The organism is Streptomyces sp. NPDC091287, from assembly GCF_044768525.1.
Classification (GTDB): Bacteria; Actinomycetota; Actinomycetes; order Streptomycetales; family Streptomycetaceae; genus Streptomyces.
In genome coordinates, this window is sequence record NZ_JBIVUV010000032.1 from 1 (window position 1) to 16508 (window position 16508).

At 70.7% G+C, this 16508-nt stretch carries 14 protein-coding genes and 1 rRNA gene; 8 read left to right on the forward strand and 7 right to left on the reverse strand.

From position 1 onward, the window contains the following. Positions 1-74 (forward strand): 5S ribosomal RNA (gene rrf / locus ACIQRW_RS36505); the annotation flags it as partial. 165 nt (positions 75-239) lie between these two features. Here rrf and ACIQRW_RS36510 read toward each other — a convergent pair. From ACIQRW_RS36510 to ACIQRW_RS36530, 5 genes are read right to left on the reverse strand one after another with little or no spacing between them, the layout of a single operon-like run. Beyond that, positions 240-1553, reverse strand: a complete 1314-nt coding sequence (locus ACIQRW_RS36510) for a DUF58 domain-containing protein (protein ID WP_403769167.1) — start codon at positions 1551-1553, stop codon at positions 240-242. Between the two features lie 10 nt (positions 1554-1563). Continuing rightward, positions 1564-2592 (reverse strand): AAA family ATPase, encoded by a 1029-nt coding sequence (locus ACIQRW_RS36515; RefSeq protein ID WP_403769170.1) that lies wholly within the window; start codon positions 2590-2592, stop codon positions 1564-1566. Further along, a complete protein-coding gene (locus ACIQRW_RS36520) occupies positions 2589-3839 on the reverse strand; it encodes a DUF4350 domain-containing protein (RefSeq protein WP_403769173.1) in 1251 nt (416 codons plus the stop codon). The genes ACIQRW_RS36515 and ACIQRW_RS36520 overlap by 4 nt, the downstream gene beginning before the upstream one ends. Further along, on the reverse strand, positions 3836-4525 hold the full coding sequence (locus ACIQRW_RS36525) for a DUF4129 domain-containing protein (RefSeq protein ID WP_403769176.1): 690 nt from the start codon (positions 4523-4525) through the stop codon (positions 3836-3838). Before ACIQRW_RS36525 ends, ACIQRW_RS36520 begins: the two co-directional genes overlap by 4 nt. Before the next feature lie 4 nt (positions 4526-4529). Beyond that, a complete protein-coding gene (locus tag ACIQRW_RS36530; RefSeq protein ID WP_403769179.1) occupies positions 4530-5741 on the reverse strand; it encodes a glycerophosphoryl diester phosphodiesterase membrane domain-containing protein in 1212 nt (403 codons plus the stop codon). A 140-nt stretch (positions 5742-5881) separates the two neighbouring features. On the opposite strand from ACIQRW_RS36530, the gene mtnA reads away from it, so the two are divergent. From mtnA to ACIQRW_RS36565, 7 genes are all read left to right on the forward strand, one after another. Then, positions 5882-7024, forward strand: coding sequence for an S-methyl-5-thioribose-1-phosphate isomerase (gene mtnA / locus ACIQRW_RS36535; protein ID WP_403769182.1), 1143 nt, complete (start codon positions 5882-5884; stop codon positions 7022-7024). 4 nt (positions 7025-7028) lie between these two features. Further along, positions 7029-7718 carry a two-component system response regulator MtrA gene (mtrA, locus tag ACIQRW_RS36540; protein ID WP_007448372.1) on the forward strand — a complete coding sequence of 230 codons (690 nt, stop codon included), beginning with the start codon at positions 7029-7031 and terminating at the stop codon, positions 7716-7718. Between the two features lies 1 nt (position 7719). Next, positions 7720-9759: an MtrAB system histidine kinase MtrB gene (gene mtrB / locus ACIQRW_RS36545; protein WP_403769185.1), complete on the forward strand. Its 2040-nt coding sequence runs from the start codon at positions 7720-7722 to the stop codon at positions 9757-9759. Between the two features lie 34 nt (positions 9760-9793). Continuing rightward, positions 9794-11629, forward strand: a complete 1836-nt coding sequence (locus ACIQRW_RS36550) for an LpqB family beta-propeller domain-containing protein (protein ID WP_403769260.1) — start codon at positions 9794-9796, stop codon at positions 11627-11629. Between the two features lie 84 nt (positions 11630-11713). Beyond that, positions 11714-12472, forward strand: coding sequence for a ComF family protein (locus ACIQRW_RS36555; protein ID WP_403769187.1), 759 nt, complete (start codon positions 11714-11716; stop codon positions 12470-12472). Positions 12473-12798: 326 nt separating this feature from the next. Continuing rightward, positions 12799-13488 (forward strand): ribosome hibernation-promoting factor, HPF/YfiA family, encoded by a 690-nt coding sequence (gene hpf / locus ACIQRW_RS36560; RefSeq protein WP_003968752.1) that lies wholly within the window; start codon positions 12799-12801, stop codon positions 13486-13488. Positions 13489-13670: 182 nt separating this feature from the next. Beyond that, a complete protein-coding gene (locus ACIQRW_RS36565) occupies positions 13671-14426 on the forward strand; it encodes a response regulator transcription factor (protein ID WP_265601276.1) in 756 nt (251 codons plus the stop codon). A 39-nt stretch (positions 14427-14465) separates the two neighbouring features. Here ACIQRW_RS36565 and ACIQRW_RS36570 read toward each other — a convergent pair whose 3' ends face one another. Together ACIQRW_RS36570 and ACIQRW_RS36575 are read right to left on the reverse strand one after the other, a co-directional pair. Next, positions 14466-15653 carry a winged helix-turn-helix domain-containing protein gene (locus ACIQRW_RS36570; RefSeq protein ID WP_403769190.1) on the reverse strand — a complete coding sequence of 396 codons (1188 nt, stop codon included), beginning with the start codon at positions 15651-15653 and terminating at the stop codon, positions 14466-14468. Positions 15654-15715: 62 nt separating this feature from the next. Then, on the reverse strand, positions 15716-16327 hold the full coding sequence (locus ACIQRW_RS36575; protein WP_403769193.1) for a GNAT family N-acetyltransferase: 612 nt from the start codon (positions 16325-16327) through the stop codon (positions 15716-15718). Positions 16328-16508: the final 181 nt, after the last annotated feature.

Genomic DNA, 16508 nt, shown 5'->3' on the forward strand with positions numbered 1-16508 from the left:
ACCCGGAAGCTAAGCCTTTCAGCGCCGATGGTACTGCAGGGGGGACCCTGTGGGAGAGTAGGACGCCGCCGAACAATTTTTCCGGGAAAGCCCCGTGCCTTGTGGCACGGGGCTTTCCTGCGTTCACGACTCGACCGGCACCTGCGCCGAGGAGAATCAGGAGAACGCGAGCTGGAGCAGGCAGGTCCCCGGATACTCCTCGACCGCAGAGTCGGCAGGGCAGGGCGTTGCGCTCTCCGTCAGAGACGGCCTGCGGCCTTCAGGGCCAAGTACGTATCGGCAAGCGTGGGAGCGAGACTCTCCGGAGTGGCGTCCACGACGACAACGCCGTGGCGGCGGAGCCTGTCGGCAGTGCGGCCACGGTCGGCCTGGGCCTGGCCGGCGGCTGCCGCGTCGTACACCGAGTCCACGGTTCCCCGGGCGTGCGCCATTTCCTCGATCCGAGGGTCGGAGACCGCGGCCAGCAGAACGGTGTGGCGCTGGGTGAGTTGGGGCAGCACCGGGAGAAGCCCCTCCTCGATGGGGGCGGCCTCCAACGTCGTGAGGAGGACGATCAGTGAGCCGCGAGGGGCGTCGGTGAGGGCGGCGTTACTCAGGCCGCGGGCGTCCGTCTCGATGAGCTCGGGTCCCAGCGTAGCCAGGGTGTTGATGACGGTGGACAGAATGTTTCCCGTTGCCGTCCGTCCTTGGACCCGGGCTCGGACCTGGCGGTCGTAGGCGAGGAGGCTTACACGGTCGCCCGCCCGGGTGGCGAGCGCGGTGAGAAGGAGTGTGGCGTCCATCGAGGCGTCCAGGCGGGGGACGTCACCCACTCGGCCCGCTGACGTGCGGCCGGTGTCGAGGACGATCAGAATGTGCCGGTCACGCTCGGGACGCCATGTTCGGACCGCTACGGCGGACTGGCGTGCGGTGGCCCGCCAGTCGATGGAGCGGGTGTCGTCCCCGGGCACGTAGGCCCGCAGACTGTCGAACTCCGTGCCTTCACCGCGGGTCAGAACGCTGGTGCGGCCGTCGAGTTCCCGAAGTCGGGCGAGCCGGGAAGGCAGATGCTTGCGGCTGGTGAACGGTGGCAGGACCCGTACGGTCCACGGCGCCCGGTGCTGTCCTTGGCGTGCGGCGAGACCCAGCGGGCCGTACGAGCGGATGGTGATGCGTTCGGCCTGTCGATCGCCGCGACGGGTCGGGCGCAGAACAGTGACCAGACGTCGCTGTTCCCCGGCGGGAATCGCCAGTGTGTGGCGGGAAGCGCGACGTTCGGAGCCCGAGGTCCAGCTGCTGGGGGGCCACGCGTCCCGCAGCTGGGCGCGCAGACGCCGACGCGAGGTGTTGGTCACCGTCAGTTGCACTTCGGCCGCGTCACCGAGTCGAACAGATGTGTCACCGGATCGAGTGAATCGGAGCGTGCGCACTGGCGCGGCCAGGGCGTAGTCACACAGAATTGCCAGTGAGAGCGGTGCGTTGACCGCAAGTATCCCGGCCCAGCTGGGAGCGAGGATGCCTACGGGGAGTGACCCCAGGGCGGCCAGCAACGCGGTACGTCCGGTGAGGGCCATGGTCACCGCCTCATCGGGGTACGGGGACGTGGGCGAGCACTGAGGCGATGACGGAGTCGGGGGTGACTCCTTCCATTTCCGCCTCGGGCCGCAGGTGGATGCGATGACGGAGCGTGGGGAGCGCCAAGGCCTTCACATCGTCCGGGGTGACATAGTCCCGGCCGGTCAGCCAGGCCCAGGCGCGGGCGGTCGACAGCAGTGCGGTGGTGCCTCGGGGGGAGACGCCGAGGGAGAGCGAGGGGGAATCGCGCGTGGCACGGCAGATATCCACTACATAGCCGGCGATCTCGGGGGAGACGGTCGTCTTCGCGACGGCTTCGCGTGCTGCTTCCAGATCGGCGGGCCCGGCGACGGGTCGTATCCCCGCGGCCTTCAGGTCGCGCGGGTTGAAGCCGTCGGCGTGACGCGTGAGGACGTCTATCTCGTCCTGCCGCGAAGGGAGCGGAACCGTCAGTTTGAGCAGGAAGCGGTCCAGTTGGGCTTCGGGGAGGGGATAGGTGCCTTCGTACTCGACGGGGTTCTGGGTCGCGGCGACGAGGAAGGGGTCAGGCAGTGGCCGTGGCGTCCCGTCCACGGTGACCTGCCTTTCCTCCATCGCTTCGAGGAGGGAGGACTGGGTCTTGGGAGGAGTGCGGTTGATCTCGTCGGCGATCAGCAGGTTGGTGAAGACGGGGCCTGGCTGGAACGAGAACTCGGCGGTGCGCGCGTCGTAGACCAGTGAGCCCGTGACGTCGCTGGGCATCAGGTCGGGGGTGAACTGGACGCGCTTCGTGTCGAGTTCGAGTGATGCGGCAAGTGCACGGACCAGCAGCGTCTTGGCTACGCCGGGTACGCCTTCGAGGAGTACGTGTCCCCGGCAGAGCAGCGCGACGACGAGCCCGGTGACGGCGGGGTCCTGGCCGACGACGGCCTTGGCGATCTCGGAGCGCAGAGCCTCCAAGGACGCGCGGGCGCTGTCGGACGGCTCCGGTTCCGCGGGCCTCACGGGGGCCGCTGCGGGCACCGTGGGCTCGGCCGGCTCGGGGGTCGGGGCGCTCATGAAGTGCGTACCTCTCTTTCGAGGGCGTCGAGTTGATCGGCGAGGAGGACCAGGGCGGCGTCGGTGGAGGGAGCCGTACCGAAGAGCAGGGTGCTGAGGTCGTGGTCCGGGGTGGTGATGCGCGCGGACACGGCGGCGAGGAGGGCGTCAGGGGTGTGTGCATCACGGGCGGGCACCCCGGCGAGGGGCGCGATACGTGTGCGGGTGGCGGCTCGGAGGGCGTCGGCGGCACGGTCGCGGGCGTTGACCTTGCGGTAGAGGAGCGCGCGGCCTTCGGCCGATTCGGATGCGCGGATGGCCACCGGCAGGCGTTCCGTCACCAGGGGGCCGAGTCGGCGGGCTCGCCAGACGGCGGCAAGGACTGCGGCAAGGGCGAGTTGGAGCGTTCCCCACAGCCAGCCGGAGGGGACGAGGTCGAGGAAGCTGCTCTCGTCGGACGCGTCGTCACTCGCTCTGTCCTTTGATTGGTCTTCGTTTCCGTCGTCGGGGGAGTCGTCATCGGTTGTCGCGGATGGATCTGTGAGAGAGGGGAGGTACCAGACGAGATGGGGGCGGGAGCCGAGGAGTTGCAGGGCGAGCGAGGCGTTGCCCTGCTGGTCGAGACGCTCGTTGTGGAGGAGGTCGGGGGAGCCGAGGATGACGGTGTCGCCGCCTTCTCCGGTCGGGAGGACGACCAGACTGGGGAGGCCTGCGGCCGGGTAGCAGGTGACGGCGCTGGGGTCCTGTGTCGTGTACCGGGTACCGCCCATGTCCGCTGTGCCGGCCTGCCGGGCGGCGGGGAGCTCGCACGACGGGGCGAGCGCACTGACGGCCTGGTGTGGCTCGGCGTGGACGCCGGGGGCGAGTCGAGCCGTGGCTCCCGGTCCCGGGGCGATCAGCAGGGTGCGTCCTGCGGAGGCGGAGGCCGCCGCGTCCAGTCGGAGCTGCTGCGACCGGGTCAGGAGATTGGGGCTGGCGACGAGGAGCGTGGTGTCGGGGCCGGTCGTGTCGGTGACTTCGTCGAGGGTGGTGGCGACGGTGACGGAGACGCCGCGAGCCTTGAGGAGTTCGGCCACGGCGCGGCTCCCCTTGGGGTCCGTCGAGCGGGGGTCGAGCTGTCCGTGGTTCGTTCCGGAACGTACGACGGCGAACGTGATGCCGGCGACGACGAGGATGAGGGCGACGGCCAGGATGCCTCGGGCGCGGGTCCAGACCTGGCCGGGGGTGGGCGCTGTCGAGGTGGGGGAAGCGGTGGTCGCCGTGGTCATCCGGCGGCTCCTCGGGAGGTTCCGGGCAGCAGCGGTTTTGCCTCGTCGAGTTCGAGGTCGAGGGTGCGCAGGGACAGGTATGTCGGCTGGTCCGCGGTGCGGCCCCCGTACGTCACGTCGTCGAAGGCCCGGGCGGCGGTGCGCAGCCGGGCCGTGTGCTCGGGCAGGGCACGGCCGGCTTCGGCTGCGGCTTCGTCCGCTGTGCGGCCGGGGCGCGGGTCGAGCAGGGCACGTTCCTCTAGGGACCGGACGATGGCACGCATGCGTTCCTGGACGGCCTCGGTCCAGCGCAGAGCCGTGGCGTGTGACTCGGCGGTGGCGCGGTGCTGGGCCGCGCTGCGGGGGCCGTCGTTGTCGAAGAGAGCGTCCGGGCTCCGGGAGGAGCGTTGCGGGGTGCCGAGCCGCCACCAGAGGGCGGCGGCAAGGCCGATGACGAGGACGACCAGGACGACGAGTCCGGCCGGGCCGCCGGGCGCGGCGCCCGCGGCGGCGTCGAATACCCCGGCGACCCAGTCCCAGAACTGGTTCAGGGCGCGCTGGAGGAAGTTGGGGTCGTTCTCGTGGTACATCGGCTTGGACAGCTCGCTCTCCGCCGCCTCCCGTGCGGGGAGACGCGGAGTGTCCACGGGTATGTCGCCCGCTGCCGTGTCCCGCCGTGCTGTGGTGATGCCCCCCGCCCCCGACACCGCATCAGCTCCTGGGGGTGTCGGCGCCGTAGCCGGGCAGACCCGCGGCCCGTGCGAGGTCGAGGTCCAGTGCTTCGCGGCGGATGCGCTGGTCCACGTAGAGGAGGGCCATCACACCGGCGACGAAGGGGTAGATCAGTGTCGAAACGATCACTTCACCGATGCCGGTGACGATCAGGAACGGCCAGCCGAAGGAAGGGGCGGTGCCGCTGAAGAATTCGCTGACGTCGGTTCCGTCGGCGATCACCGCGATGATGCCGAACGGGATGGAGACGAGGAACGTCAGCAGGAAGGTCAGCAGCCAGGTCAGGGCGAGGATCCCGAAGGTGCGCCACCAGGCGCCGCGGACCAGCTTCGCCGACCTGCGCAGCGCGGCGACGACGCTCTGTCGTTCCAGCATCAGGGCTGGGGCGGCGAGCGCGAAGCTGACGTTCAGCCAGAGCATCACGACGCAGGCGGCGGCGAAGCCCAGGAAGGCGAGTGCCGCTCCCGCCTCGGAGCCCAGCAGCAGGCCGGGGCCGATGCCCACGGTCATGATCGCGGCCATGATCAGGGCCACCAGCAAGGTCAGCCCGAGCAGCGGGAGGACCCGGGGGCGGGCTTCTGCCCAGGTGTCGGAGAGTGTGGTGGGACGGCCCAGTACCGAGCGGCTGATGACCACGGTGATGATCGACGCGGTGAAGAGCGTGGCGATCATCATGACGAGGGAGGCCGGGGCCAGGGAGATCAGAGTCGACCGGGCGGAGTCGGTGGCCTGGCGGAGGGCCTCGGTGCCGGTGGCGTTCGGGTCGACGGAGGTCGGTTCCGGCAGCAGATAGCGCTGCATGAGGATGACGGCGATCTGGGTGACCACCGAGACCGCGAGGCTGAAGCCGAGTGCGGTACGCCAGTGGGCGCGCAGGGCGGAGACGGAGCCGTCGAGGATTTCGCCGAGGCCCAGGGGACGCAGCGGGATGACGCCGGGCTTCGCGGCCGGGGGCGGTCCTGCCCAGCCCTGTCGCTGAGGGCCACTGCCCCACCCGGGGGCGGGAGGCCGTGCTCCGGGACCGCTGCCGGGGTTGCTCGGTGGGGACCACTGCCCGGGGGGCGGCTGCTCGGGGGACCACTGTCCCGACGGGCCGCTTCCGTCCTGAGGTTCGGAGGGGCGGGGAATCGCCGTCTCCTTGCCGTCGGAGGGGGCAGATCCGGGCGACGCCCAGCCCGGAGAGTCGTTCATTCTCGCTCCTTCACCGTCCTGACCGCTCATCGGGGCGGCAGGTTGGCAGCCATCGTGCCACGCGTGGGTCCGGGGTGGACCAGCCGCTCTGTCTCCTTGGTGCCTTCAGGTACGGGCGGCTCACCGGGCAGACTGGACGGATGGCTGATCAGGACGCGCAATCGACGGCGGGCTTCGAGCCTCCCGCGCTTTCCGTACTTCGCTGGGACGAGCCCCCGGAGGGTCCCGTGCTGGTGCTTCTCGACCAGACACGGCTGCCCGCCGAGGAGGTCGAGCTGGTGTGCACCGATGTGCCCGCGCTGGTGCGGGCGATCCGGACTCTGGCGGTGCGAGGGGCCCCGCTGCTCGGGATCGCCGGGGGTTACGGGGTGGCGCTCGCGGCGGCGCGGGGCCATGACGTCGCGGAGGCGGCCGGTCTGCTGGAGCGGGCGCGGCCCACCGCGGTGAACCTCGGCTACGGGGTGCGGCGGGTGGCGGCCGCCTACGGGGAAGCCGTCGGCAAGGGGGCGGGCGACGAGGCGGCCGCCGCGGCGGCGCTGGCCGCGGCGCGGACCCTGCACCGGGAGGATGCCCAGGCCAGCGGGCGTATGGCGGAGTACGGCGAGGCGTTGCTGGAGGAGCTGATCCAGGGCCGCGGGTATCAGCTGCTGACCCACTGCAACACCGGGGCGCTGGTCTCCGGGGGCGAGGGGACGGCGTTCGCTGTGGCGTTGCGGGTGCACCGGAAGGGGCGGCTGCGACGGTTGTGGGTGGACGAGACGCGGCCGCTGCTCCAGGGGGCCCGACTGACCGCGTACGAGGCTGCGCGCAACGGTCTGGCGTACAGCCTGCTCACGGACAATGCGGCGGGTTCCCTGTTCGCGGCCGGGGAGGTCGATGCGGTGCTCATAGGGGCGGACCGCATCGCCGCCGACGGTTCGGTGGCGAACAAGGTGGGGAGCTATCCGCTGGCCGTGCTCGCGAAGTATCACCACGTGCCCTTCATCGTGGTGGCGCCGACGACGACCGTGGATCTGGAGACCCCGGACGGCACATCGATCATCGTTGAGCAGCGCCCCGGGCAAGAAGTGACGGAGCTCACATCGTGGCAGGGTGTATCGGCCGACGGTGAAGGCGGGATGGTCGTCGCACCCCTCGGGGCCCCGGCGTACAACCCGGCCTTCGACGTCACACCGCCCGAACTGATCACGGCGATCGTCACCGAGGAGGGCGCTGTTTCGCCGGTCACAGGGGTCGGACTGGCAGAGCTGTGTGCCAGGTCATCGCAGGTAACGATTAGCTAATGGGATGATGTCGATTATGAAGGGACGCGTCCTTGTCGTCGACGACGACACCGCACTGGCCGAGATGCTCGGGATTGTGCTGCGTGGAGAAGGTTTCGAGCCGTCGTTCGTAGCGGACGGCGACAAGGCACTGGCCGCATTTCGTGAGGCCAAGCCGGACCTGGTGCTGCTCGACCTCATGCTGCCCGGAAGGGACGGCATCGAGGTGTGCAGGCTGATCAGGGCCGAGTCCGGTGTGCCGATCGTCATGCTCACTGCCAAGAGCGACACCGTCGATGTGGTGGTGGGCCTGGAATCAGGGGCCGACGACTACATCGTCAAGCCGTTCAAACCTAAGGAGTTGGTTGCCCGGATCAGGGCACGTCTGCGGCGGTCCGAAGAGCCCGCGCCGGAACAGCTGACCATCGGTGACCTGGTCATCGACGTGGCGGGCCACTCCGTGAAGCGGGAGGGGCAGTCCATCGCCCTGACCCCGCTGGAGTTCGACCTGCTGGTCGCGCTCGCCCGCAAGCCGTGGCAGGTCTTCACCCGTGAGGTCCTGCTGGAACAGGTGTGGGGTTACCGCCACGCGGCCGACACCCGCCTGGTGAATGTGCATGTCCAGCGTCTGCGTTCCAAGGTCGAGAAGGACCCGGAACGGCCGGAGATCGTCGTGACGGTCCGAGGCGTCGGCTACAAGGCCGGACCGAGCTGAGATGCCTCGAGGCAGCGCTGCTCCGGGGCCCGGCGAGCCGGGAGTCCGTACGGAGCGGGCTGCCGGCCCGGGACGGAAGGCGTCACGTATGAGCCGTTTCCTGCAGGGCGGTCGGCTGTTCGAGGACCGGACGCCCGGCGGGCCCGTACCGCGGTTGCTGATGCGGTGGGTACGCCGCCCGTTGCTGCCCGCCGTCCGGTTGTGGCGGCGCAATCTGCAGCTCCGCGTCGTCGCGGGCACCCTGCTGATGTCGATCGGTGTCGTGCTGCTGCTCGGCTTCGTCGTCATCGGCCAGGTGCGCAACGGCCTGCTCGACGCCAAGGGCAAGGCCGCCCAGACCCAGGCCGCCGGAGGCTTCGCCGCGGCCCAGGAAAAGGCCAACGCCCCCCTCACCCCCGACGGGCAGGGGAGCGAGCGCACCGACGGCATGACCGGCAGCACCTCCTGGCGCACCGAGCTCGTCGACCAGCTCGCCAGCGGCGGCAAGAACGCCTTCAACGTGGTGGCGCTCAGCGTCGACTCGGTGACCGAGGGTGCGAGCAGCCGTGCCGCGCGCGGTTCGGGCAGCGTCGAGGCGTCCAGCGTCCCTGAGCGCCTGCGGCAGAACGTGAGCAAGGGCCAGGGCGCGTTCCAGACGTACTCCCTGATCCGGTACTCGTACGGCAAGGAGTCGCAGCCCGGGCTCGTCGTCGGCAAGCGGCTGTACGACATCGATCAGCAGCCCTACGAGCTGTACTACCTCTTCCCGCTCACGCAGGAGGAGAAGTCCCTGACACTGGTCAAGACGACCCTGGCGACCGCCGGGCTGTTCGTCGTCGTGCTGCTCGGGGCCATCGCCTGGTTCGTGGTGCGACAGGTCGTCACGCCGGTGCGGATGGCCGCCGGCATCGCCGAGCGGCTTTCCGCCGGCAAGCTCCAGGAACGGATGAAGGTCACCGGCGAGGACGACATCGCCCGGCTCGGCGAGGCCTTCAACAAGATGGCCCAGAACCTCCAGCTGAAGATCCAGCAGCTGGAGGAGCTCTCGCGGATGCAGCGGCGCTTCGTCTCCGACGTATCGCACGAGCTGCGGACCCCCCTCACGACCGTCCGGATGGCCGCCGACGTCATCCACGAGGCGCGGGCCGACTTCGACCCGGTCACCGCGCGCTCCGCCGAGCTGCTCGGCGACCAGCTCGACCGGTTCGAGTCGCTGCTCGCCGATCTGCTGGAGATCAGCCGGTTCGACGCGGGCGCCGCGGCTCTGGAGGCCGAGCCGATAGACCTGCGGACCGTGGTGCACCGGGTGATCGGTGGCGCCGAGCCGCTCGCCGAGCGCAAGGGCACCCGGATCCTGGTCATCGGCGACGACCAGCCGGTGATAGCCGAGGCCGATGCCCGCCGTGTCGAACGCGTCCTGCGCAACCTCGTGGTCAACGCCGTCGAGCACGGTGAGGGCCGGGACGTCGTGGTGCGGATGGGCGTGGCGCAGGGCGCGGTCGCCGTTGCCGTCCGGGACTACGGGGTCGGGCTCAAGCCCGGCGAGGCGACCCGGGTCTTCAACCGGTTCTGGCGTGCGGACCCGGCGCGGGCCCGGACGACCGGTGGGACGGGTCTCGGTCTGTCGATCGCCGTGGAGGACGCCCGGCTGCACGGCGGCTGGCTGCAGGCCTGGGGCGAGCCCGGCGGCGGCTCCCAGTTCAGGCTGACCCTGCCGCGTACGGCGGACGAGCCCCTGCGTGGTTCGCCGATACCGCTGGAGCCCGAGGACTCGCGGCGTAACCGGGGCAACCGGGAACGCGACGAGGCCGGAGCGGGCGCGTCGGACGATCACCGGCTGATGTCCGTGCCGCCCCAGCCCGGGGCCGGCGAGCGTTCGCCGTTGCCTGTCCCCGGTCGGGGCCCCGTCGTCCGCAACGGCGCCCCCTCGTCGGTGCACCCCGCCGCGCTGCCCGGCAACGGGGCACGTGTCGTGGCGCGCCCGGCCCAGGAGCGCCCCGGCGGGCGTTCGGGCAACGGCGTACTGAATTCCGACCAGGAGGACACCACTCGTGGGTACTGACCGCCGTCCGGGCGGCCGAGGACGGGCGGTGCGGATGCTCGCGCTGCTGGGCTGCGGCGTCGTCGTACTGGCCGGGTGCGGCTCGATGCCGGTGACCGGGGACGTCAAGGCGGTCGACGCCTCACAGCCCGGGGACTCCCAGGTGCAGGTGTACGCGGTGGCACCCCGGGAAGGCGCGGCGCCCAGCGAGATCGTCGACGGCTTCCTGGAGTCGATGACCAGCGATGATCCCGCGTTCGCGACCACCCGGAAGTACCTGAGCGCCGACGCCCGGCGCACCTGGCAGCCGGGCGGGGGCATCACGGTGCTCGCCCAGGCCCCCAACCGCAGCGGCCCCCTGCTCCACGACGAGGCCAACCGGGCCACCCGGGACAAGGCGACGACCTACACGCTGACCGGCGAGAAGGTGGCCGCGGTCGACGCCCAGAGTTCCTACCGTCCCTTCGCGCCCAGCGACTACGCCCAGACCCTGCACCTGGTGCAGGAGAAGGGGCCGGACGGGAAGCAGGAGTGGCGCATCGACGTCGTGCCGGACGGCCTGGTCCTCGGGCAGTCCGACTTCAAGCGCCTCTACCGATCCGTGAACAAGTACTACTTCGCCACCGGGCGGACGAACGGTCGGTCGACACTCGTCGCGGACCCCGTCTACGTACGCAACCGTGCGGATCCGGTCACGCGCATGGACACCGCCACGCAGACCGTCAGGACGCTGCTCGCCGGTCCGACGAACTGGCTGCGGCCCGTGGTCGACTCCCGGTTCCCGACGGGGACCGCCCTGCGCAAGGACGTCATCGCGCTGCCGTCGGACGATCAGAACGTCCTGAAGGTGCCGCTCAACCACAAGGCCGACAAGGCGAGCCCCAGCGCCTGCCGGATGATGGCCGCGCAGGTGCTGTTCACGCTCGGGGACCTGACCTCGGCACGGGTCGAGCGGGTGGAGCTGGAGGGCGGAGAGGGTGCCCAGCTCTGCGCACTGGACGCCGACGACGCGCCGGAGTTCTCCGCCGACAACGGCTCCGACGAGGCCGACAGCCAGTACTTCATCAACGACAAGGGCCAGGTGGAGCGGATCCCCGGCGCCACCGACGGCACCGGAACGCCCGAGCCCGTGACCGGCCCGCTCGGTGCGGGCGTCGTCCCGATGAGCGCGGTCGGGGTGGCCCGGGACGAACGACGGGCCGCCGCGATCTCCTCCCACGGTCAGCACCTCTACGTGTCCTCCCTGGAGACGGAAGGGAGTGAACTGGCCGACCCCCTCGTCAGCAGCAAGGCGAAGAAGGCCGCCGACCGGCTGTCGTCGCCGAGCTGGGACGGCCGCGGCGACCTGTGGGTCGCCGACCGCGATCCGGCCGGTCCCCGGCTGCTGCGGCTGACCGGGGGCGCGGGCGAGCCGCAGGAGGTCCGGGTGCCGGGTCTCGACGGCGCCCGTATCGAGGAGCTGCGGATGTCCGCGGACGGGGTGCGGATCGCCTTGCTGCTGCGGAAGGACGGCCGTACGACGCTGAATATCGGCCGGGTCGAGCGCCGGGGCTCCGCTGTGGCGCCCGAGATCTCGGTCGAGGACCTGCGCCAGGCCGCACCGCAGCTCACGGACGTGACGGCCATCTCCTGGTCTGGACGCAGCCGGCTGGTGGTCGTCGGCAAGGAGGAGGGCGGTGTCCAGCAGGTGCGTTACGTACAGGCTGACGGCTCCACGTCGGCCTCGGGGTCGTTGCCCGGGGTGAACCAGGTCCAGTCGGTCGCCGCGGCGGACGACGAACTGCTTCCGCTGATGGCGGAGACCGTCGGCGACGGCATTGTGAAGCTCTCGCCGGGGGACAACTGGCAGACGGTTCTCAAACAGGGCACGTCGTTGGTCTACCCCGGCTGATCCGGCAGCAGTCCGGGCTCCGCCGGACGCCCGGGGTTTTCCACAGGGGTGGTCCGGTCCCGGCGGCCCCGGCACAGTGGGGCCATGCGGAACGCGTGGCAGGAAGGGGCCGGGCTGCTTCTGCCGGTGGCCTGCGCCGGTTGCGGCAGGCCACGCACCGAGCTGTGCACGGCCTGCGGGGTCGCGTTGCACGGTGCGCCCGCCCGCCGGGTCCGGCCATCGCCCCGGCCTCCTGGGCTTCCGGCGGTGTACGCGGCCGCGCCGTACGAGAACGCCGTACGCGCGGTTCTGCTGGCCCACAAGGAACGGGGGGCACTGGGACTGGCCGGGGCGCTCGGGCGGGCCCTGGCGGGTTCTGTACGGGCCTGGGCGGGGCGGCCGGGCGGTGCGGGCCCCCTGCTGCTGGTCCCGGTGCCCTCCGCGCGCTCCTCGACCGCGGCGCGTGGCCATGACCCGGTGCGCAGGATCGCTGTAGCCGCCGCGCGGGACCTGCGGCGCGAGGGCCTGCCGGCCGAGGTGCTTCCGTTGCTGCGGCAGCGTCGCGCGGTCGCCGACCAGACCGGTCTCGGGGCGCGGCAGCGGTGGGCGAATCTGGCCGGCGCGCTGGAGCTCACGGCAGGGGGAGGGCGGCTCCTTGGGCTCGGACTCCTCGGGCAGGGGCCTCTCCGGCACGGTCAGGTGATTCTGGTCGACGATCTGTTGACGACGGGATCGACGCTGGCGGAGGCGGCACGGGCCGTCGGAGAGGCGCGCGGCGCCGGTCGGGAGCCTTCCGTGCACGGAGTGTGCCGAGCGGCGGTCGTCGCAGCCTCTCCCTCCGCCTTCGAAATAAACCGGAACTGACCGAGAACCCGCATCGTTGCAGGTAATGAGAGGGCAATACCCCCTGAACGGAGGTACGTGCCAGTAGCGGGTGCCGAGACCCTGGTGTGCAGGCTATGTTCGGTTGTGAGGAACGGTGAATGCCGGACCTCGATGAATGCACCATCAGGTTTCGGGCAGGTAACTCACCGGTAAGAGAAGCACGCAAGTCGGTGGGGTTGCGACCCTTCCGACGGGGGAGGAGGAGGCGAAAGCCACCGAGTCCGAGGCCCTGGTGATCTCCGGGGCCTGGTGCAAAAGGGAGATGCTCCGCCGCAGAGCGGAGCGATCCGGGAACGGAGTTCTGCGTGGACATCGTCGTCAAGGGCCGCAAGACCGAGGTGCCCGAGCGGTTCCGCAAGCACGTGGCCGAGAAGCTGAAGCTGGACAAGATCCAGAAGTTCGACGGCAAGGTGATCAGCCTCGACGTCGAGGTGTCCAAGGAGCCGAATCCCCGTCAGGCCGACCGTTCCGACCGGGTGGAGATCACGCTCCGCTCCCGGGGACCGGTGATCCGGGCGGAAGCGGCGGCGGGCGACCCTTACGCAGCGCTCGACCTGGCCACCGGAAAGCTGGAGGCCCGGCTGCGCAAGCAGCACGACAAGCGCTACAGCCGCCGAGGCAACGGCCGTCTGTCGGCTGCCGAGGTCGGGGACGTGGTCCCCGGCGTCGCTTCGTTCGACGAGGACGGTGAACTGGTCGGCGACCAGCCGTCGGAGCCCGTCCCCACCACGAAGATCGGCTCGCTCGAAGTACAGGGCGAAGGGCCGCTCGTGATGCGCGAGAAGACCCACACCGCCGCACCGATGTCGCTCGACCAGGCGCTCTACGAGATGGAACTGGTCGGCCACGACTTCTACTTGTTCGTCGACTCCGAGACGAAGGAGCCCAGTGTCGTCTACCGGCGGCACGCCTACGACTACGGCGTCATCCACCTGAGGACCGACCCGCTCGCCGCGGACGAAGCAGGCGGCGCGGGCGGTGCGCTCGGCGGCTGAGGCCACGGCGTCGGGGTGCCCCCGGGGCGTTTCGCGCCACCGGGGGCACCCTCGCACGGGCGCAGGACCACCGTGCCGGTGGCTGGGCATGGAATCATGGCGGCCCGAGCCAATCGGTGTTCTGTGAAGTGCCGTTGGCGAACGACCGACACTTCAGGCCGTGGCCTTCAGGGGGAGGAACGATGGCGGACACCTTCGGGCCCGTGCGCGATGCGAATGACTCCGACGACGACACCGGTGCGTACACCGGCAGCGGGGCGGACGGCGCTTCACGCAAGGAGCCCATCAGGGTCCTCGTGGTCGATGACCACGCGCTCTTCCGCAGGGGCCTGGAGATCGTCCTCGCCCAGGAGGAGGACATCCAGGTCGTCGGCGAGGCCGGGGACGGCTCCGAGGCGGTCGACAAGGCCGCCGACCTGCTGCCCGACATCGTTCTGATGGATGTCCGGATGCCCAAACGCGGCGGCATCGAGGCCTGTACGGCCATCAAGGAGGTGGCTCCCAGCGCGAAGATCATCATGTTGACGATCAGTGACGAGGAGGCCGACCTCTACGAGGCGATCAAGGCCGGCGCGACCGGCTATCTCCTCAAGGAGATCTCCACCGACGAGGTCGCCACGGCCATTCGCGCGGTCGCCGACGGGCAGTCCCAGATCAGCCCCTCCATGGCCTCGAAGCTGCTCACCGAGTTCAAATCGATGATCCAGCGCACCGACGAGCGGCGGCTCGTTCCGGCGCCCCGGCTCACCGAACGCGAGCTGGAAGTGCTGAAACTCGTGGCGACCGGCATGAACAACCGGGATATCGCCAAGGAGTTGTTCATTTCCGAGAACACGGTGAAGAACCACGTCCGCAATATCCTGGAGAAACTGCAGCTGCACTCCCGCATGGAAGCCGTGGTCTACGCCATGCGCGAGAAGATCCTGGAGATCCGGTAGCGGACGGCTCCCGCCCCGGCCCCGGGCACCGGGGGCCGGTCAGCGGTAGGCACGCTGGAGTGCGTGGCCGATCTCCGTCCTGAGCGGCTCGCGCAGCTCCGGGGCGTCCACCCGGTCCACCCGGATGTCCGTGCAGCCCACCCAGGCCGCCGCCTCCACCAGGGCCTCGGCCATCGGGGCCACCGCCTTCGGGCCGACCAGCGACGCCTGCCGGGCGACCAGCGTGGTGCCCTCGCGCGCCGGGTCGACCCGGCCCTGGAGCTTCCCGCCCGCCAGCAACGGCATCGCGAAGTAGCCGTGGACCCGCTTCTGCTTGGGCACGTAGGCCTCCAGCCGATGCGTGAAGCCGAAGATCCGCTCCGTGCGCGCCCGCTCCCAGATCAGGGAGTCGAACGGCGACAACAGTGTCGTACGGTGGCGTCCGCGGACCTCCTTGGCCAGGGCCTCCGGGTCCGCCCAGGCCGGCTTCGCCCAGCCCTCCACCACGACCGGGACCAGCCCCGAGTCGGCCACCACGGCGTTGAACTCCTCGCCCTTCAGCCGGTGGTAGTCCGCGATGTCGCCGCGGGTGCCGACGCCCAGGGACTTGCCCGCCAGCGCCACCAGCCGCCGCCGGCACTCGGCGTCGCTCAGGTCGTCGTGGAGCAACGCATCCGGAATGGCTCGCTCGGCCAGGTCGTAGACCCGCTTCCAGCCGCGCCGCTCGGTGCACACCACCTCGCCGTACATCAGGGCTCGCTCGACGGCGACCTTGGACGCCGACCAGTCCCACCACTCGCCGCCGTTCTTCGCGCCGCCCAGCTCGGTCGCCGTCAGCGGGCCCTCGTCGCGCAGCTGCTTGATCACGGTGTCGTACGAGCCGTCGGGCAGATCGTGGCCCCAGTGCGGGCGGGAGCGGTAGGCGCGGCGGCGGAACGCGAAGTGCGGCCACTCCTCGACCGGCAGGATGCACGCCGCGTGCGACCAGTACTCGAAGGACCGGCCGCCCGACCAGTAGGCGTCCTCCACCGTCCGGCGGCTCACCGGGCCCAGCCGGGCATAGGGGATCAGCTCGTGCGAGCGGGCCAGCACCGAGATCGTGTCCAGCTGGACAGCGCCGAGGTGCCGCAGCACTCCCGGCACCCCTGCCCGGCGGTCCGGAGCCCCCAGGAAGCCCTGGGCGCGCAGCGCTATGCGGCGGGCCTGGTCGGCGGAGAGTTCGACTGCGGGAGGAGGCACAGGCGTCATACGTCGAACCCTAGACGGCGCCACTGACAGTCCAGCCCGGACGCCGTCCGCGGATTCCGTAGTCACCGTTGGGGCTCCGGGGTTCCAACGGGCCGCGGAGCATGCCGCTCGGGGACGTACGGGTGGGAGCCCGCGAGCCCCAGGTCGGACGGGAGCAGGGCCGCCGTCCAGGCGTCGCGCCGCACCCCCTTGTTGAGCAGCCCGGACCGCTGGTCGCCCTCCGGCCGGAACCCCGCCCGCAGGACGACGGCCCGCGAGGCCACGTTGCCGATCTCGGCCCGCCACTCCAGCCGGTCCGCCCCGAGGGAGGAGAAGGCCCAGCGGGCGGAGCCGAGCACCGCCTCGGTGACGTATCCGCGGCCGCGGTGCTCCTTGGTGGACCAGTAGCCGACCTCGTACGTCCCCGGCCGGCTGCGGCGGTCGATGCCGAGCGCACCGACGAGCGTCCCGGTCTCCCGCAGGATCAGGGCGAAGCCGTAGGCGGAGTCGTCCTGCCAGCCCGCCGGGCAGAGCTTCGTGGTGAACAGCTCCGCGTCGGTGAGGCGGTAAGGGGAAGGGATCACCGTCCAGCGCTGGATGTCCGGGTCCTGGCAGGCGGCGTGCACCGGATAGGTGTCCTGCGGGCCGAAGGGCCGCAGCAGCAGTCGTTCGGTGGTGAGAGTGATCGGCTCCATGGACCGATTCTCGTGAGCCGGCATCCTTGATGCGAGCACTTTTGGGGCTTCCCGGCACCTTCCGTGCGTTTGGACCGTTGTCCTATAAGGGTGCGGCGAGGTCCACGCGACGGCAGCCCTCCCGACGCGGTGGTGTCCTCGCTTACGATGGCCGTTGCGGTGGGGCCTACCTGCCGTGCCC